We start from the raw sequence: 17,246 nt of genomic DNA on the forward strand, positions 1-17,246 counted from the left end.
GCCCGAGGGGGTCAGGTCCGGTCGTTCGCCTCCCCCACGGCGTCCGTGCCGGCGCCGGTGGTCTCGCTGTCGCGCTTGTCCGCCTCGCGCGCGGCCCGTTCCTCACCGGCCTGCACCGCCCGGTAGTAGTCCTGCAGCCACCGCCGCTTCACCGCGCCCGAATGCCGTCGCCACCGGCACAGGTCCACCAGCAGTTGCGCCCAGTCCACGTCGACGCCGCGCTCGCGCAGTTGGCGCACCGCGGCGGGCAGGTGCCGGTGCAGCCCCTCCACGCTCTGGCGGGTCAGCAGGTTGAGCTTGGTCTCCACCGACGCCTCGCGCAGCCCGGCGGCGACGCCGTCGGCCAGCGACCGGCCCAGACTGCGGCCCGGCCGGACCGCCGTGTCTGTCTGCGGACTGCCCCCGCCGGCCCCGTCGGCCTCGCCGTCTTTGCTGTCGGCACCGGTCTCGCCGTTCCCGGCCGCCTCGGCGGGTCCGGTGCCGCCCGCGGCGGCCGCGTACTGGTCGCGGCGCTGTGCGGCGATCAGTGCCGCCACCGTGTAGTGCGCGCGCTCCACGTCCCGGTCGCGCAACTGTTCCTCGCTCAGCCACGCCGCGACGTAGCGGTGCATGAACGGAGCCTTGTCCACCGGCTTGCCGACCCCGCGGCGCAGTGCCGACCGGACGCCGGGGTCGTCGTGGCTGCGCCGGTCGATCCAGGCGGTGAAGGCGCGGGCGCGGCCGGGCGGGGGCACGGCGGCGCGGTTCGAGGCGGTGGGTGGTTCCGTCGGCGGGGTGGGGGCGGGGATCGTCGTGGTGTCGGTCACTGGTCCTCCGTGCTCCTGCTGGAGCGCTCGCTGGTCTTTCGTTGTCCGCCGGGGGCTTTGGCCGCCTTCCTGGCGGGCCCGCCGTACAGCTCGAGGCGGGCGGTGGTGCAGGCCTTGGCGCCGCGCGCGGTACCGAGAGCCTTGTAGGTGACGGTGTCGTAGGCCTGTTCGGCGACGCTGCGGAACGCGGCGGCGGCACCCTCGAAGTCGCGGGCCCCCAGGCGTCTCCAGAACTCCTCCTCGGCGGCCGGCCAGTACCGGGCCGCGGCGTCCGCCGCCCACGCGCAGTCGCGGACCTTGGAGGCGTCGGTGAACGCAGCCCAGGCCTTCTTCACCGCCCGTTCCAGCCGCACGCCGTACCGCTCCCCCAGCGCCCGCAGCCGGCCGACCTCGACGGCGAGCGACCCGTCCCGCTCCTCGGCGAACTCGACGACGGGCGGGGTGGTGGCGTCCACGAACTGCACGTCCTTGGCCTGGCCGTCCTGCTCGAAGCCCAGCGCCCGCACCCGCAGGTACTCCGAGACCTCGACCGCGGTGAAGAACACCCGGGGCCGGCGCGGCCGGGCGACGCCGGCCGGCTCCTTGAGCAGCAGCGCGTCCAGGTCCCGCCACAGGGCGCGCCCCGAGTCGGCCGGGCGGGGGTAGGCGTTGCCCTCCTTGCTGGTCTGCCAGATCAGGTAGGGGTCCCCGTCCCGGGGGATCTTGTGGAGAGAGGACCAGGTGATGAACGCGTCCCGCACCCGCTGCCCACCACCGTCGGGAACCAGCAGCACCGCGTGCTGGGAACGGGCCGTCAGCTCCGAACACCGCCCCGCCAGGACCGGCGGCACACCACCCGGGTCCGGAAGCTGCGCCCACTCCCACGGGCACAGATCCTCCTCCCGGCGATCCGCGGCCCCGGGTTCGGGAAGGCCCGCGAGCAGCGTGACGAACAGCGACTCGCCCTCCGGGTGGTAGGACAGCGTGCTGCGCAGCGGCCCGGCCTTGCTGTTGGCCGTGCTGGTGCCGTTGACGGTACGGCTCGAGCAGCGGCCGGACGGCCCGTAGTAGTGCCAGACCAGCAGGTGAAGGACGGCCTCCGCGCTGGAGGGCAGGTCGGGCGCGGTGCTGTCGACGTGCCGGAACCAGGCGTGGTTGTTGCCCGACGGGCGGGTGGTGACCAGCTTGTCCACCCCGGCGGTGTTGTGCGGGTCGCACTGCTCGGCGAGCCGGGGGTCCTGCAGGAACGGGCGCTGCGAGTCGAACAGGTCGAACCGGTGCCGCCACGCCGCCGCGAACTTCTCGACATCGTCCGGGTCGAAGCGCCCGTCGTCGGCGAGCGCGATCCGCCGCTCCGACCAGTCCTCGCCTTCGGCCCGGGTGTCGCCGGGGCGGGGCAAGGCCGCGTCCAGGCCCGTCAGGCGGGCGGTGATCGCGTACAGGATGCGGTACAGCGCCGACAGCGCCGGCGGGAGAGCCACGGCGATCTGCTCGATCTCGTGGGCGTGGAGCAGCAGCAGGCGAAGACCCACCGCCCCAGGGCGTGGTGGTTCGTTGTCGCCGGTGGGCACGTCGTCGCGCCAGCGGACGGGGATCCACGGCTCGTCGAACAGGTTGTACACGGGCCGCGGCGGGACCGGTGATCCGGTTGGTGCCGACGGGGCTGGCAGGAGTGGTGGCGCGGAGCCAACGGGTGGTGCGGACGGCAAAAGAGGCCTCCGGTGAGGCGGATACGGACAGGACGACGCGGCGGCCGCGCCCAGGCGGCGCCGCGGGCCGGCGGCCCACGGCGGGCGGAATCGGGCAACACCCCTGCCCCGACGGGCCGTTCGACGGCCCCGGGGATCCGGTGCACCCAACCTAGCGACACGTACGTACACGAGGTGGCTAGATCTCGGAAAGTCCCACCTCCGATATCTCCAGTTCCCTCTCTCCCAGCCGGCACCGCCACCGGCCCTGCCCGTCCAGGCGCATCGGCAGCAGCACCAGGTCGGCCAGCACCGGCCGCTTTCCCCATGAGCGCGGCACCTCGTGCTCGGCACCCCTTCCATTCAGCCACCGGCCGGGAACCGGCACTGTGTGCCGCACGATCCGCTCGACGTCCTCACGCCGCAGCATCCCGCCGCCGTTGCCCGGCAGCGGGATCCTGCCGTCGGCGTCGAGCGCCGGCTCCCCGCCGGCCCGCACGTAGACGCACACCGCACGGCCGCTGTCCGCGCCCAGGCGCGTCGTCAGCAGTTCCTCGGCCACCGGGCGCTCGCTGAGCACGGACAGGTCGCCTCGCACGTCGAACGGCGCACACACCGTCGTCCACTCGGCCAGCTGCCCCTCGGCCACGGCCGAGGCCACCCGCTCGGCATCCATCCGCGCCAGCTCACGCCGCGCAGCTTCCTCCAGGCCCTCACCGAAATCGTCCGCGTACACGGCGTCCACCAGGCGCTGCACATCACCCGGAACCGCGATCGCCTCGTTGCCCGGCTCCGCCATCAGCACACTGGTGCGCCGCAGCAGCGACGCGTCGTACACCGTCCCCCAACTACGCGGCACACACACCGCACCGTCGTCGCCGAGCGGTTCCAGCACCACCAGCCGCGGCTCGTCCACCGCCCCGCTCCACACCGGCCGCACCTTCCGGCCGTGGCGCTTGCCCCGCCCCGCCCGCTGCAGCAACTGCGCCAGCGGCGCCAGGTCCGACACCACCAGGTCGAAGTCCAGATCCAGGGACTGCTCGACGATCTGGGTGGCGACCAGCACCGAACCCGGCCGCACCACGCCGCCCTCCGGGTCCCGCTTCGGCTTGCCGTAGGCCGCCTCGCACTCGGTGGTGATCCGCTGCCGCTCGAACGCCGGAAACCGCGAATGCAGCAGACGCAAGCCCCCCTCACGCGCCGCCAGCCCGGGCAGCGCCTCACACAGATCCCGGTACGTCGCCTGCGCCTCGGCAACCGTCGTGCAGCACACCAGCACGCACCCGCCGCCGTCGACCACCGGCGCCAACAGCTCCCGCAACACCGCCCGCCGACCCCCGGCCGGTGGCGGCTTCCCCGGATCCTCCCGCACGTCCCACCGCACCGGGTGCCGCTCCACCCGCAGCGTCCGCTCCCGGCCGCTGCCGACCTTCCGCGGCACAGCCACCTCCCCCGAGCCCGCGTCCACGAACAGCCACCCCGGGTAGCACGGCTCCACCATCGCCGGCTCCAGGAAACCCGCACCCCGGCGGTAGGCGTTCACCAGCGACGACGCCGCCCGGCCCGTCAGCGTCGCCGACAGCAGCACCACCGGCGCGCCGAACGCGCCCAGCCACTCCAGAAGCCGCACCAGCAGGCTGTGCATCCACGGCCCGTACGCGTGCGCCTCGTCGACGACCAGCACCTTGCCCGACAGGCCGAACAACCGCAGCACGTTGTACCGCAGCGGCAGCACCCCGGCCAGCACCTGGTCGACCGTCCCCGCCCCCAACGGCGCGAGGATCCCCCGCCGCCCCGTCCGCAACCACCGCCCGGCCTCCCGGTCGGCCAGCACCGGCCCCCCGCCACCGTGCTCACGCTCAACGCCCAGCCACGCCATGCTGTGCAACAGCACCAGCGCCCGCTCACCCACCACATTCGCGTCGGCGAACTCCCCGACCCGACCGAACATCGCATCCGCCGTCGCCATCGTCGGCAACCCCACGAACAACCCCGACGCCCCCGACCCGCGCGCCAGCACCGACGCCGCGTGCAACGCCGCCTCCGTCTTCCCGTCCCCCGTCGGCGCCGTCACCAGCACCAACCCCGAACCCCCCACCCCTTCCCGCCCCCACAGCAGACCCGGAAGATCCTCCGAAATGCTCTTCTGCAGCGGATTCGCCTCACGAAAACCCGGGAACTGCTCCGCGAACGACCTCGCCGGAAACACCGCCCGCCCAAAACCCGCCTCCCGCACCCACCCCGGCGCCGCCCCCACCACCACCCGGTAATGCGCCCCCAACGCCTCCTCGTCCGCCACCCACCCCAGCGACGGGATCCGACCGACGATCACCTCCACCTGACTCGCCAACCAGTCCGCCACCACCACCAGACCCGTCACCACCACCGCCGCCCACCCCGGCAACACCCCCACCGGAACCCCACACGCCCCCGTCACCCGCCGCACCACACGGGCGTGCACCAACCGCTGCTCCCGCCAGCCCGGCCCCGCCCCGAGCCCGGGCTGGTACCCGGACGGATCGGCCAGCTTCCGCGCCTCCAGCACCGACCCGTAGCAGCCATGGTGTCCCCCGAGCAGCTGCGCGATCTGGTGGGCCGCGGACTTCCTCACCAGCCGGCCCACCGGGGGGTAGCCGCACTCCTCGAAGAACTCCACCAGCGCCCAGTGCGTCGCCACCTCATGCCGCAGCCGCTCCCCCACCCCGCCCGCGCCGTCGGTCCCGGCGGCGTACCGGTCCTCGTCGGCGAGCCGGCCGAACGCGCCGGGCACCTGCACCTGGAACCCGGGGGTGATCTTCCCGACGTCGTGAAGACCGGCCCAGAACCCCACCATCCTCCGGGCCTCGTCCACCTCGACACCCAGGGCCTCGGCCAGCCGCTTCTGGACCTGCGGGTGCAGCACCGCATCCCACAACGCCACCGCGACCGCCGCCGTGTCCAGCAGGTGACAGATCACCGGATACTCGGCCGGCAGCCCGCTCTCCTTGCCCCACAACCGCGGGTCCGGTGACTGTCCTGCGCCCTCGTCGAGAACCATGCTCTGTGGACTATCACCCGATACCGACAACAGCCCTTGCCCCAGCCTCTGGCTAGGCTGACTACCCCGAAACCGCACACCCGCCCCGGCCTACCCGGTAGAATCCCGCCCTCTGCCCGCAGACCACAGGTTGACAAGCCACCCCCTGACCCGTCGACGCAAGGCGGGGCTGCGTTCACACCACCCCTTTGCCCAACGCATCATTGAGACCGGCGACACCGTTCGGCGAACAGGGCCCGGCCCGCAGAACGGCCGAGGAGTACAGACCTCCCCGCACGCGCGGGGGTCAGCCGGTCCGGCGTCTGGCGGCCGCGGCCGGTGCGAGTCCTCCCCGCACGCGCGGGGGTCAGCCGGAGAAGCGGCGCGAGTTCACGCGGGTGGTGTCGTCCTCCCCGCGCCCGCAGGGGTCAGCCAGCGTCCAAAGAATTGGGCATCGGCACGGCCGAGTCCTCCCCGCACGCGCGGGGGTCAGCCGACGGCGGCCTGGACGGCGCCGCCCGGGTCCTCCCCGCGAGTGCGGGGGCAGTCGGCGCGGTTGCTGTAGTAGGCCTGGAGGTCAGCGTGCTCCCCGCACGCGCGGGGGTCAGCCGAAAGCCGTTCAGCCCACCGGGCCGTCCGGAGCCGGAAACGACCGATCGCCCCGCGGTTTCCCGTGGGACGGGGAACCGCAGGACGATCGCGGGGGTGGTGCTCCGTTGCAAAATGCGGGATGGGCGGATGTCGCAACGTGAACTCGCGGCTCCGGAATGGCGATGATGTCCTGCTGGCGTTGGGATACCTGGGTAGCGGGACGATCATGTCGGTTCGGGGCGGGCGCGGGTCAGTGGCAGTAGACGGGGCCTCTCAGAAGATCACCAGTTGCCTGGGCTCCGCGTTGATCCCCTCGCGCACCAAGACGGCTCCGCCGTTGCGGGTGATCCGCTCAATGTAGGCGTAGACGGACAGCGCTCGGTTGATGCTGTCGGTTTTGCTATCGCCGGTCAGCTCGACGAGTTCTTCTAGGGCCTTGGAGGCCCGTGCGGTCAGGTTGACGGTCACGCGCTCCGTGGGGCTCGCGCCCCGCCCGCCGGCTGGACGTCCACCGTCGACACTCATTCCAGCGCTCTTGGGCATGACTACCTCTCCCTGTCAGGCAGACCCGTACACCGCTGCCCGGTGGCGGGGCCTGCGCTACGCATGCCCAGTGGCGATGGGCATGCCTTTTCCTTGCTGCATGCCCGTGGCGATGGGCATGCCTCTTCCTTCGTGTCTGGCAGCCCCCTCTTCCCCCGGGGCGTCCAGGTCCCTCTCGTCTTTGCTTCGCCTGCCGCTGCAGCAGCATGACGAAGCGCTGCGCGGTGATCCTCTGTGTGTCAGAAGCATCCACCAGACAGGTTCTATGCAGAGATTAGACAGGTGAAAAAGGTAGGTTGTCAAGCAGACTTTACAGTTACCGTATGCGGTTCGACCGCACATCGACCTGATGAGTGCTTGCGTTCGACTGATAGACTCCCCCCTGGGATACCGCAACCGGTAGGTGGACGGGTAGCGGAACGCGGCCGGGAGCCGGTCGCGAGGAACGAGGTCGAATGGCGGAACACATGGCGCAGCGCAACAAGCACAAGCAGCAGCCGCGGGCGGAGCTGAAGGTCACCGACCTGTCGAACGAGCCGTTCTCCCTGCGGACCGACCCCGCGATGGAGACGTTCGGGGTGGCGATGGACCCGTTCAACGGTTCCTTCGAGGTCACCGCGAGGACCGCCGAGGGTTCGCCGATCAACACCGCGATCGCGGTGGGCGTGAACTTCATGGTCGGCCTGGTCTTCGGAGGGGGCGTGATGGGGGCGACCGCGTGGGTCGGCCTGGCTCCGGCGGTGTGCGGGATCAGCGGCGGCGTGGCCCTGGTCGTGGCCCTGGTCGTCGGGGGCCTCGCCCTTCGCCGGGCGCGCCGCAAGTAGCACCTGGCCGGTCCTCCGGCCAGCATCAACTGGGACAGACCATACGGTCTGCCCTTTCTGCTATCCGGGGCCGGACACCTCCGGCCCCGGATCGACGCTCGTGGAGCCGGTGGTCCGTCCGATGGACCACCGGGCCCGGGTCAGCCGATCGTCCTCCCCGCACGCGCGGGGGTCAGCCGGAGGGCGGCGGCGACCCTGCGCGGATCCGCGCGTCCTCCCCGCACGCGCGGGGGTCAGCCGGCCTCGCCCTCCTCGCCGGCGGTCCGCATCCCGTCCTCCCCGCGCCCGCGGGGGTCAGCCCCGGAGGTGGACCACCGTGCGCAGGTCCTCGGGGTCCTCCCCGCCAGCGCGGGGGTCCGCCGTCCGGCGACTTCCTGATCCGTGTGACCCGGGCGTCCTCCCCGCACGCGCGGGGGTCAGCCGATGGTGCAGCTGCGGTTGATGACGGATGTAATGAGGGGGCTTTGAATCTGTCCGCTGTCCGGACAATGAGCAGGAAAGACGTGGTGGGCTGAGGATCAGTCGTTCGGCACGCCATACAGGTGCCGCGCGGGCGGCTCCTCATCGGTGGCGAACCCGTTGTACAGGTGGAGGATGGCTGCGCGGAGACCGGGGAGCAGGGTTCGTATGCCGCTCTCGCTCGGCATCGGGAAGTCGATGTCGAAGTTGACCGCCCAGCCGCTCAGCAGGTTGTTCTCCATCTCGGCGCGGGTCGACGCCGCCGCGTAGAGGTCGAGGATCCGGATGATTGCAGCCAGGTCGAACGGGCTGTCCGACGACGGATCAGCGCGCGCCTCTTCAACCCGTTGGCGCAGAGCCTCGCAGTACGACTCGAACTCGATCATGTCGACTCCTGGTCCGGGGAGGCCAAGCGTATCGAGAGCCCGTCCCCAGGAAGCGGCCTGCGCCTCGGGACAGCCTCGTTGCTCTTGGCCGCTCCGGTCCTCCTCGGGTGTCCTGATGCTGGCGGCTGTGGGCCGGCGCACATATAGGCCCGGTACTCCCGAAGCTGCAGGAGTACCGGGCTGTGGGGCTGTTGCCGGGCTTATCTGTGGGCGAGTTCCTGCAGCAGCACGTCAAGAAACTCCGGGTCGCCGTCTTCGTGGAGACCAATCCGTGCGCAGGTCATGCCAGCGGCTCCCCGCGCCCGCGGGGGTCAGCCGGCGACGCTCGCGCGGTGGCTGGCGGTTCTCCTCGCACCCGCGGGGGTTGGACGCGGACAGAGCGCCAAGGCGTAGGTATCGGACCATGCGGCGGCCCGCGCCCTCCGTTGGGGCTGGCCGTCGCTGTGACTGGGGGTGGGAAGACGCTGCTACCTGAGAGTACATAACATTTTTTCGCGCAGATGTAAACGGTTTGGCGTTGTCGTTCGACTACTGGGCATGAAGCGTCAGGTAACGCAACTGCTCGGCTGGACCCCGGTGGTGCCGTTGGTGGCGCTGGGCACTCAGCCGCCATGGATCGTGCTGGCCCTGCTCGGGGCCCTGGGGGTGACCGTGCGACTGCTGGCCGAGTGGCAGCGCCGACGCACCCTGGTCGCACTGGTCGAGCGGTCGCCGCTGGGCACCGTCGTGGAACAGGAGAGCGGGATGGGCGGACCCGGTATGCGGGTCCAGGTCGGTACCCGACCGGCCGGGGAAACACCAGACGCGAACGAGCAGCAGGGGGCCGTATGACCGAGACGGAGAACCGGCGGATCCCGGCGCATGTCGCCGACGCCGTCACCGCCCTGTACCGGGCGACGTACCGCGACATCCTGCGCTTCGCCACCATGCTGGCCGACCGATCCGACGCGCCCGACCTCGTCCAGCACGCCTTCCACCAGGCCGCGCTCACATGGGACGAAGTCGGCACCCGCCCGCTGGACGGCCAGGTCGCGTGGCTCAAGACGGTGTGCCACCACAAGCACGTCGACAACATCCGCCGAGACACGACCTTCGACAAGCTGCGCGTCGACGTGTGCGAGTTCTACACCACCGCCCCGCACGACCCGGCCACCGTCACCGTGGCCCGCGCCGCGCTCGACCGCTGCTGGGCGGCGATCCAGGCCATGCCCACGGCCCAACGCACGGTTGCGGTCCTGACCTGGCACCAAGGCCTGGACCCTGCCGAGATCGCCGCCAGCCTCGGCATCTCGCCGGCCACCGTCCGGGTGCAGCTCCACAGGGCCCGCCTGCGCCTGGAACGCGAAGTCGGCGAACTCCGGCCGGAGACCACCACGAACAAGAGGAAGGCCTCATGACCATGTTCCGGCACACCACCGACCACACCGACGACCTCCCGGAGCTCTTCCGCCAGGTCGAACACAACGCCGTCCCCCAGCCCAGCGAGGCCTTCGTCCAGCAGGAACTGGACAAGCTGGTCGCCTGGATGAGCACCCCGGCCCGGCCCACCGTCACCCCCCCGGTGACATCCCCGCCGGCGGAAGACATCAGGTTCCTGGACATCGCCGAAGCCGCCACCCTGCTGCGAGTGTCCAAGCTGACGGTGTACCGACTGGTCCACTCCGGCGACCTGCCAGCCGTACGTACCGACCGGGCCTGGTACGTGCCCCTGGACGCAACCCTCGCCTACCTCGACACCCACGATGCCGCCCGGTATACAGACTGAACGGCACCCGCGAAGCCGCAGACGGACGGTCGGGTGCGCCGAGTGAAGTCCTCCCCGGCACGCAGTGATCAACCGATGGACCGGACGGTCGCACGGGACCTGCGCATGTCCTCCCCGCGAGCGCGGGGGGCAGCCGTGCCAGCCGACGAAGCTCATGAGCGCCCGCGCCCGCGGGGTCAGCCGCAGCCCGCCCACGCGGGCTCAAGCGCCCTCCGGGCCTTCGGAAATGGCCACGGAGCGCGGTGTCGTGGCCGTCTGCCACGATGGGCGCTGCTCCTTGACACCTCAACAGGCCAGCCCGGCTCGATGCTCCTCGGCAGGCTGGTCAAGAAATAGCAAAGCCGTCAGAGCGGTGCAGTTCGCGAAGGGTCCTCCCCGCCCGCGCGGGGGTCAGCCGCTGCGGAAGGCGGCGGAGGCGCTGACGGACGCGTCCTCCCCGCCCGCGCGGGGGTCAGCCGTCGAAGAGTCCCACGGTGTTGCCTCCGGTGTTGTCCTCCCCGCCCGCGCGGGGGTCAGCCGCGGCTGCGGCGGGCGCAGGGCCGTCCGCTGCCGTCCTCCCCGCCCGCGCGGGGGTCAGCCGTTCGCCGGAGGTCGTCCAGCGCTTCCGGCGGCGTCCTCCCCGCCCGCGCGGGGGTCAGCCGCGCGCAACGCTTCCGAGCCTCTGACCTCAGCTGTCCTCCCCGCCCGCGCGGGGGTCAGCCGCGCACAACGCTTCCGAGCCTCTGACCTCGGCTGTCCTCCCCGCCCGCGCGGGGGTCAGCCGTCGTAGACGGTGGTCTGCCCGGGGATGCGGCCGTCCTCCCCGCCCGCGCGGGGGTCAGCCGCCCTCCGCCAGCTCAGGCCTGATCGGGGCTCTGTCCTCCCCGCCCGCGCGGGGGTCAGCCGCGGTCCTGGTATCCGTGGGTGGCGCCGCCCTGGTCCTCCCCGCCCGTGCGGGGGTCAGCCGGAGTCGGCGCTGGGCGGCGATCCGGTCGTCGCGTCCTCCCCGCCCGCGCGGGGGTCAGCCGAACTGGGAAACGGAAAAACGGATTCCGCGGCGGTCCTCCCCGCATGCGCGAGGGTCAGCCGCCGTGACCGAGGCCGACCCCACCCTCGGCACCGTCCTCCCCGCACGCGCGGGGGTCAGCCGCCGCACTGGGCCGCCGCGGGCCCGCCCGGGCCGTCCTCCCCGCACGCGCGGGGGTCAGCCGGGGGAGCGCCCCACCCGGTCCTGATTGCGTCCTCCCCGCGCCCGCGGGGGTCAGCCGCTGATATGTAGTTGACGGTCTGAGCCTCGATCGTCCTCCCCGCGCCCGCGGGGGTCAGCCGCCCGGCACCACCCCCCTCTTCTGGCGCTCGTAGACCGGGACCCCCGCCCGATGAGCCGCTGCTCGCCGGGCTCCTCACCACTGCTGCGGCGCAGCCGCACCCGCTCCTGCCTCAGGTTCTGGAGCGGGCAGGCCACCCGGTGCCGGGCGGCGGCCGAGCTTTTCGCGCACCGTGGCCTGTCGACGTTCTACGGCTGTACCAGGTGTGGCGTCGCAGGTCCGGCGGGTAGCACGGCACCATGGGCTTGTAGTGCCGCCGCGGTGCGTTGACAGGGACCCCGCCTTGCAGGAAGGACGGGAATCTGTGGCGGCCGGTCGGGGGCGCCCGCCTACGACACTGTGGGGACCGATGGCCTGGAGGAGGACCGTGGATCTGATCCTGTACCACCACACTGATGGTGAAGCCGCCGCCGCAATCCTTGCCGATCGACGCATGATCTCCCATGATCCATCGGGACTGATCTGGTTCTCGAACCGGCCCGATGATCCCAACGGCCTGAACTACGGCGACACCATAGTTACTGTCTGCGGTACCCGCTTCAGTCTGCCGACTTGATCAGGCACTTCCACGCGGCGAGAAGCACTACACCCTCCGAGCAGACGACCTGGGACCACACCACTTCCCGTAGGAAGCCGAGGCCCAGCACGACAGGTACATGTACGAGGTCCTCCCCGCGCCCGCGGGGGTCAGCCGACCGTTGGCGGTGCCTGGTGACCAACACCCCGGTCCTCCCCGCGCCTGCGGGGGTCAGCCGGGCGAACCGGAGATCGGGGGCTCGGAGCCGGGGTCTTCCCCGCGAGCGCGGGGGTCAGCCGGCGCCCAAGGGCGAGACGTCGGCGAGCACGTAGTCCTTCCCACGCAGGCGGGGGTCAGCCGTACGGGTCCTGGTGGACCGGCGGGTAGTAGTCGGCCTCCCCGCGAGCGTGGGGGTCAGCCGGAACCAGTTGGCGCAGTCGCGCTTGGGTTTCGGGGTCGGTGGAGTACAGGAGGGTTCCGGACATGCCACGAGTGAGGAGGACCTTGTAGGTGTTGCGAACCAGGCGGAGGAAGGTGTCGGGCGCGGTACTGCGGAGCGCGGGGTCCCTGTTGGCGCGAGGGTTGGGGACCCAGCGGTCCTGACGCCAGACGAGGTCGTCTCCGAGGATGACACCGTTCCAGTCGTACTCGAAGCCCTGGGCGGTGTAGATGCAGCCGACCTGGCCGAAGCCGTCGGGGTCGGTGGCCCACAGCCAGGATGGGGGGACGCCGTCGAGGCGGGACTCACCGCGCAGGTTCCACGGCTTGCTCCAGGAGCCGATCGTAATGTCGTCGACCAGACGGCCCCGGCGCGGGTCGCTCCATTGCCAGCAGAAGCCGGCCGTGATTCGGGCGGTGAGGTGCTGTGCCTCCTTGGCCTGCAGGAGGTCCTCCATCTGCTGGGGAGAGTCGACCACTCGGACGTGGAAGGTCCGCTCGTCGGTCCACTCGGTCGCGGGCTCGTTGGTGAGCTGCAGCAGGCCCAGGACCCACTGTTCATAGGCGCGGCTGCCGCCATTGCGGAACTGGCCGTTGAGGTCGATGTGGCGTGGGTGCAGGCCTCGGGCGGCAGCAGCCTGGTCAATCGCGTTGCGGCTGCCCATCTCGCCGGGGCGTACGACTTGGTGGTCGTCCAGGAGGAAGACGGGGACGCGGGCGGCGTCGAGGAGTTCGTCGATCTGGCGTACGCCGCGGTGGCGGACGGAATGGGCGCGGATGCGGTGGGTCTCGTCGCAGATCAGCGCGTCCAGCCCGTTCTTGGGGGCGTCGGCGAAGTTCATGAAGTAGCCGAAGAGCTTGCGGACGCGGGGGTTGTCGGTGCCGACAGCGTGATGGAGGGTGCGGGTGAAGGACTTGGATCCAGTGGCGTGGACCACGGTGTGGCGGTCGTGGGCGAGGTGGCGCATCAGATGCAGGGCGATGACGCTTTGCCGGAGCCCGGGCCGCCGGTGACGATGAGAACTTCTTTGCTGTCCGCTTCGCGTGCCTTCTTCACCGCGCGGCGGACCAGGGAGACAGCGACCTGCTGTTGGTCGAGCAGGACGAACCGGTCGGCGTGCAGGATCTCTGTCCTCCCCGCGAGCGCGGGGGTCAGCCGCAGACCGGCCGCCCGGGCCCTCCACCACCCAGTCCTCCCCGCGAGCGCGGGGGTCAGCCGGCGTTCAGCTCTCGCCCACGGGCCGGGAATTCGTCCTCCCCGCGAGCGCGGGGGTCAGCCGGTGGCCGCCCGGTACAAGCTGATCGGGAAGACGTCCTCCCCGCAGGGCGCGGGGGTCAGCCGTTCGGGGTCTGGCCCAGGACCTGGATCCGCCCGTCCTCCCCGCAGGCGCGGGGGTCAGCCGCGCGCCAAGAGCTGGGCGGACGTCCGCGTCGAGTCCTCCCCGCATGCGCGGGGGTCAGCCGCTGATCACCGAGCTGCCGCTGGTCGGCGCCGTGTCTGTCGTCGACGGGTGAAATGAATTCAGCCGTCGCCGACAGCTGGGAACCGGTCAGCGTGACCCCCACCAGAACCAGATTTCACCCGGCGCTGAGACACCCGTGGACGCGGGAGAGGCGAACACGCGCTCGTCGCTCCGCAGGTGGCACCACGCGTGGACTGTTCACGAGTACTGCTGGCCAGGGGAGATCGGAGGGCTCCGAAGATCGCTTCCCGGATACACTCCGCGGATGCCGCTGACGCGTTCGGACATGGTCGATGTGAGTGTGGCGCTCGACCTCGCGGGAGCGGAGTACCAAGCGTTCGCCGTCGGGAGGGCCTCGGTCGTGGTCGGGACGGCGGCGACGGTGATCATCTCGGAGGCTGTGGACGATCCGACAATCGGCGGTGTGTGGAATGACCAGGAGTTCCGCCTGCAAGGTCCGACGCCTACGGTGGCCGCATCCCGGCTTACCAGGCGAGCCCCGTTCACAGGCACAGCGCCAGATCGGGATCGGTCGGTACACCTGTTCGTCCGGGTGGACGAGCGCTGTGTCTACATCGGCCCTGTCCAGCATTCGCAGAGCAAGTGGGCCGACAACGAGCTCTACAGCTGCCACCTACGGATCGATCCGCCGTTGAACCGCGAGTTGCTTGCCGTGGTTCGGCCGTCTGCAAGCCCGCCCGCCCTGCCCGGTCTCGGCTGGCTCGACCACGTGGGCACGGATCCGGGCAGGGCCCTGCAGCTCTTCGTCACGGGTTGGCACCCGGAAGCCCAACCACGTCCGACTGGCGAGATACCTCGTTCCGTCCCTTCGGCGCTGGCCGGCTTCTACCGCCTCGCCGAGCATCGCCCAGCCATGCTCGGGGGCCAGAATCGGATCAAGCCGGTCGACCAGGTGCAACCCGACAGCTCCGCGGGCTATCTCGTCTTCGGTGTTGAGAACCAGGGTGGGTGGGACTGGTCGATTCCGTGGGAAGTCGACGCTACAGACACGGACCCGACGGTGTGGATTGACGAGGCGGACAATCCCGTTCCCGAGCAGGAGCCCCTGAGTGGGTTCCTCCTGCAGTTCTCCCTGTACGAGGCCGCGATGACCGCCCCCTACAAGGCATTCCCCGATGGCTTCCCCAAGCGGTTGCTGCCCATGTTGGAGAGTTGCCTACGCCGCGTGCCGCTGTGTCCGTTCATGGCCCCGGTCGCTCCGACGGACTTCCTCGTCGGGCCCGGCATCGTCGCCCTCGTCACGCCGAGGTGGGAGAACGATGACGAGATCGAGGTCTGGATCGGCGCCCATCACCGCAGCGCGCTGCGGCCGCTCGGCCAGCTCGACCTGGATTGGCGGCGATTCGATGGGTGACACTTCCGACACCAGGAGAACCCGCCGGCCGGATGACGGCTCTGGGCTCTCCGCGACGGACGGATTGGACGAGCTGTTCGAGCCTGAGATCCGCCGGATCTTCCGGGCTGTGGCTGTCGAGTCTTCCCCGCATGCGCGGGGGTCAGCCGGCGGGCGATCTCGGCGCGGTGCTCAACCCGGCGTTCTCCCCGCGGGCGCGGCGTCGACCAGCACACCAGAATTCGCCGGGCCCGCCAGGGCCCCGCGCAGTAACTGGTAGGGCGTGCCGAAACGCAGCATCTCCCTGAACAGTCTTGAGTGTGTGCTGGTGGTCCCCGGTCAGCGGCGGCCGGTGGCCAGGATGACGAGGAACTGGCCGCCGCCCGTCTCGATGTTGGCGGTCACCGGCAGTTCCGGTGCCAGTCGGGAGAACCGGTCGACTAGCCAGTCCGCCGTTTCTTGGGCGTCCTGCCTGGTCGGGCAACGGCCCACCACCTCGCGGCCCCCCTTGCGCCCCAGTCTCGCGGCAACGGTGATCAGCGGTGCGGGTTCGGCCACGTACAGGTGGTCCGGCCAGGCGATGACCACCTTGACCGCGCCTTTGCGGGTGTTGCACCCGCGGTGCGCGAGCCGCTCGGCGACCTTGGCCTTCCGGTCGGAGGTCCGGCTGTCAACGCTGGCGCCCCTGGGGTCGTTCACCGACTTGTCGGGGTCGACCGGTTCGTCGCACACCCAGCATCGCCAGCCGTCGCGCTCGGCCACATCATCGAGGAGACTCACCCGAGCAAACTAGCCTGTCCTGCCGCCACTCCGCGTACCGGGGCCTCGGCCGCCAGGTGAGCAGTGGTCCATGGTGTTCCTGAACAACGTGAGAGTGATCAAGAATCTCCGGCCACCGCCCGCCCAACTCAACTCAGTACCCCTTCGGCGTCCGCAGACCGGTCACGGTGATGACCGGCGGCTCCGTGTCCGGGCTCACCATGTAGGTGACGGCGAGGACGCCGAGTAGCGCGACACGGTCGTCCTCGGCGGCGTGCGTGCGAGCGAGGCTCGGCACGCCGTAGGGATCGGTCGCCAGGTCGTCCAGCCCGGCGAGCAGGTCCCCGACCGACGTCTCCGCCAACAGGGCCCGCAGAGCTTCCCGGTCGAGCGCACCGGAGGGGATCCCGGCCAGCCGCTCGGCGCCGTCGAGCCCGCGCAGCTGCTCACGGGCCGTGTCGGTCAGGACCACCCGGTAGCGGCGTGACCGGCTCACCAGGCCGCCAGCGCCGGGAAGACGTCGGCCAGGTCGTGCACCACGGCTTCGCCGGCGCGCACCGCCTCGGCGGCTTCGGCCGCAACGGGGTCAGCCGCGGTCTGCGCGACCGCCGCCCACAGTCCGACAAGGGAGAACAGGTCCGCGGGATCGGCCGTGTCCAGGGCCAGCTGGAAAACCGGCCGCAGTTCGGCGGGCAGGGCCTGGCGGACGGCACCGACCGTACGGCGCCGATCAATCGGCCCCAGTGGGAAGTCGTGCGGCTGCGCGGACATCACCCCTCCAGAACTTTGCCTGGCGGCCAGCGTACGCCGACCCGGTGAATACGGGCAGCCACTGCCCCGGAACAGCCGGAGAGGCAACCCCCGCGCAAAGGCTGGCCGCCGTGGCTGTTGTTGTGGCAGCGGGTGAGGCAGGAGCGGCTACGGCGCCAGCCCAACCAGAACGGCGCGGGTCGCTTCGGCTAGCTTCGCGGGGTGGGAGGCCAGCAGGGGGAACCGTCCCAGCATCACCGTGGTGGGGGGGTCCTGCGGGTAGTCGTCGAGGAACCACTCCTCCTCCCCTGCGTAGAAGAAGAGGCGCCAGCGCTTGCCGTTGTGCTGGAGCTGAACGAACCCTTGGTGCTGGGAGTCGTCGGGGTCCTCGAAGATCTCGACCGTGGTACCGGGGACGACGAGGTCGTCCTCCCCGCGAGCGCGGGGGGGTGCCCCTATGTCTTTGGTCAAGGTGGTCGGGTGGCAGTGTGGCTGTCATGAGTGGTGACGTGCCTGTTCGGGAGTCGGCGGGCGAGAGCGTGCGGCCGTGCGACTTCTGTGGTCATCCGGTCGTGATGGACTCGGTCGACGAGTGGGACTG

Annotated in this window: 16 protein-coding genes and 2 CRISPR repeat arrays; of the genes, 6 read left to right on the forward strand and 10 right to left on the reverse strand. The window is 71.1% G+C overall.

All coding sequences use genetic code 11. The annotated features are described in order from the left end of the window. Positions 1–11: 11 nt before the first annotated feature. The 4 genes from casB to ACGFSC_RS13975 all read right to left on the reverse strand — a co-directional run bounded on the left by casB (position 12) and on the right by ACGFSC_RS13975 (position 6,548). Positions 12–806 carry a type I-E CRISPR-associated protein Cse2/CasB gene (casB, locus tag ACGFSC_RS13960; protein WP_359896629.1) on the reverse strand — a complete coding sequence of 265 codons (795 nt, stop codon included), beginning with the start codon at positions 804–806 and terminating at the stop codon, positions 12–14. Next, positions 803–2,407 carry a type I-E CRISPR-associated protein Cse1/CasA gene (gene casA / locus ACGFSC_RS13965; RefSeq protein ID WP_359896630.1) on the reverse strand — a complete coding sequence of 535 codons (1,605 nt, stop codon included), beginning with the start codon at positions 2,405–2,407 and terminating at the stop codon, positions 803–805. Before casA ends, casB begins: the two co-directional genes overlap by 4 nt. A 265-nt stretch (positions 2,408–2,672) precedes the next feature. Further along, positions 2,673–5,510 (reverse strand): CRISPR-associated helicase Cas3', encoded by a 2,838-nt coding sequence (gene cas3, locus ACGFSC_RS13970; protein WP_359896631.1) that lies wholly within the window; start codon positions 5,508–5,510, stop codon positions 2,673–2,675. An 843-nt stretch (positions 5,511–6,353) separates the two neighbouring features. Then, a complete protein-coding gene (locus ACGFSC_RS13975) occupies positions 6,354–6,548 on the reverse strand; it encodes a hypothetical protein (protein ID WP_359896633.1) in 195 nt (64 codons plus the stop codon). A 530-nt stretch (positions 6,549–7,078) separates the two neighbouring features. Between ACGFSC_RS13975 and ACGFSC_RS13980 the strand changes: the two genes are divergently transcribed. Next, positions 7,079–7,447, forward strand: coding sequence for a hypothetical protein (locus tag ACGFSC_RS13980; protein ID WP_359896634.1), 369 nt, complete (start codon positions 7,079–7,081; stop codon positions 7,445–7,447). A 518-nt stretch (positions 7,448–7,965) separates the two neighbouring features. Here ACGFSC_RS13980 and ACGFSC_RS13985 read toward each other — a convergent pair. Next, complete coding sequence (locus ACGFSC_RS13985; protein ID WP_359896636.1) at positions 7,966–8,292, reverse strand: hypothetical protein; 327 nt, start codon at positions 8,290–8,292, stop codon at positions 7,966–7,968. 537 nt (positions 8,293–8,829) lie between these two features. Between ACGFSC_RS13985 and ACGFSC_RS13990 the strand changes: the two genes are divergently transcribed. From ACGFSC_RS13990 to ACGFSC_RS14005, 4 genes are all read left to right on the forward strand, one after another. Continuing rightward, complete coding sequence (locus ACGFSC_RS13990) at positions 8,830–9,123, forward strand: hypothetical protein (RefSeq protein WP_359896638.1); 294 nt, start codon at positions 8,830–8,832, stop codon at positions 9,121–9,123. After that, positions 9,120–9,689, forward strand: coding sequence for a sigma-70 family RNA polymerase sigma factor (locus ACGFSC_RS13995; protein WP_359896639.1), 570 nt, complete (start codon positions 9,120–9,122; stop codon positions 9,687–9,689). Before ACGFSC_RS13990 ends, ACGFSC_RS13995 begins: the two co-directional genes overlap by 4 nt. A 128-nt stretch (positions 9,690–9,817) precedes the next feature. Further along, positions 9,818–10,057 (forward strand): helix-turn-helix domain-containing protein, encoded by a 240-nt coding sequence (locus tag ACGFSC_RS14000; RefSeq protein ID WP_392863418.1) that lies wholly within the window; start codon positions 9,818–9,820, stop codon positions 10,055–10,057. Between the two features lie 368 nt (positions 10,058–10,425). Next, positions 10,426–11,366: direct repeats of the CRISPR family, unit length 29 nt; unit sequence GTCCTCCCCGCCCGCGCGGGGGTCAGCCG. Positions 11,367–11,731: 365 nt separating this feature from the next. Next, a complete protein-coding gene (locus ACGFSC_RS14005) occupies positions 11,732–11,920 on the forward strand; it encodes a hypothetical protein (RefSeq protein WP_359896640.1) in 189 nt (62 codons plus the stop codon). 314 nt (positions 11,921–12,234) lie between these two features. Here the strand turns inward: ACGFSC_RS14005 and ACGFSC_RS14010 are convergent, their stop codons facing one another. Next, positions 12,235–13,287 carry a DUF2075 domain-containing protein gene (locus ACGFSC_RS14010; RefSeq protein ID WP_359896642.1) on the reverse strand — a complete coding sequence of 351 codons (1,053 nt, stop codon included), beginning with the start codon at positions 13,285–13,287 and terminating at the stop codon, positions 12,235–12,237. A gap of 162 nt (positions 13,288–13,449) precedes the next feature. Beyond that, positions 13,450–13,783: a CRISPR direct-repeat array (repeat unit 16 nt; unit sequence GCGCGGGGGTCAGCCG). 264 nt (positions 13,784–14,047) lie between these two features. Between ACGFSC_RS14010 and ACGFSC_RS14015 the strand changes: the two genes are divergently transcribed. Continuing rightward, the gene (locus ACGFSC_RS14015) at positions 14,048–15,157 is read left to right on the forward strand and encodes a hypothetical protein (RefSeq protein WP_359896644.1); all 1,110 of its coding nucleotides are present in this window, start codon (positions 14,048–14,050) and stop codon (positions 15,155–15,157) included. Positions 15,158–15,475: 318 nt separating this feature from the next. Here the strand turns inward: ACGFSC_RS14015 and ACGFSC_RS14020 are convergent, their stop codons facing one another. The 4 genes from ACGFSC_RS14020 to ACGFSC_RS14035 all read right to left on the reverse strand — a co-directional run bounded on the left by ACGFSC_RS14020 (position 15,476) and on the right by ACGFSC_RS14035 (position 17,116). After that, positions 15,476–15,916 carry a hypothetical protein gene (locus tag ACGFSC_RS14020; protein WP_359896646.1) on the reverse strand — a complete coding sequence of 147 codons (441 nt, stop codon included), beginning with the start codon at positions 15,914–15,916 and terminating at the stop codon, positions 15,476–15,478. Between the two features lie 133 nt (positions 15,917–16,049). After that, positions 16,050–16,391, reverse strand: coding sequence for a hypothetical protein (locus ACGFSC_RS14025; protein ID WP_359896647.1), 342 nt, complete (start codon positions 16,389–16,391; stop codon positions 16,050–16,052). After that, entirely contained in the window at positions 16,388–16,666 is a 279-nt protein-coding gene (locus ACGFSC_RS14030; RefSeq protein ID WP_359896648.1) for a hypothetical protein, read from the reverse strand. Before ACGFSC_RS14030 ends, ACGFSC_RS14025 begins: the two co-directional genes overlap by 4 nt. Positions 16,667–16,813: 147 nt before the next feature. Then, the gene (locus tag ACGFSC_RS14035) at positions 16,814–17,116 is read right to left on the reverse strand and encodes a hypothetical protein (protein WP_359896649.1); all 303 of its coding nucleotides are present in this window, start codon (positions 17,114–17,116) and stop codon (positions 16,814–16,816) included. Positions 17,117–17,246 lie beyond the last annotated feature (130 nt).

The organism is Kitasatospora sp. NPDC048715, assembly GCF_043198905.1.
Lineage (GTDB): Bacteria > Actinomycetota > Actinomycetes > Streptomycetales > Streptomycetaceae > Kitasatospora > Kitasatospora lactacystinica.

Coding starts and splice junctions, on each gene's coding strand:
- cas3 (WP_359896631.1), bottom strand. CDS start 5,510: ATGGTTCTCGACGAGGGCGCAGGACAGTCACCGGACCCGCGGTTGTGG.
- ACGFSC_RS13980 (WP_359896634.1), top strand. CDS start 7,079: ATGGCGGAACACATGGCGCAGCGCAACAAGCACAAGCAGCAGCCGCGG.
- ACGFSC_RS13985 (WP_359896636.1), bottom strand. CDS start 8,292: ATGATCGAGTTCGAGTCGTACTGCGAGGCTCTGCGCCAACGGGTTGAA.
- ACGFSC_RS13990 (WP_359896638.1), top strand. CDS start 8,830: ATGAAGCGTCAGGTAACGCAACTGCTCGGCTGGACCCCGGTGGTGCCG.
- ACGFSC_RS13995 (WP_359896639.1), top strand. CDS start 9,120: ATGACCGAGACGGAGAACCGGCGGATCCCGGCGCATGTCGCCGACGCC.
- ACGFSC_RS14000 (WP_392863418.1), top strand. CDS start 9,818: ATGAGCACCCCGGCCCGGCCCACCGTCACCCCCCCGGTGACATCCCCG.
- ACGFSC_RS14010 (WP_359896642.1), bottom strand. CDS start 13,287: ATGCGCCACCTCGCCCACGACCGCCACACCGTGGTCCACGCCACTGGA.
- ACGFSC_RS14015 (WP_359896644.1), top strand. CDS start 14,048: ATGCCGCTGACGCGTTCGGACATGGTCGATGTGAGTGTGGCGCTCGAC.
- ACGFSC_RS14030 (WP_359896648.1), bottom strand. CDS start 16,666: ATGTCCGCGCAGCCGCACGACTTCCCACTGGGGCCGATTGATCGGCGC.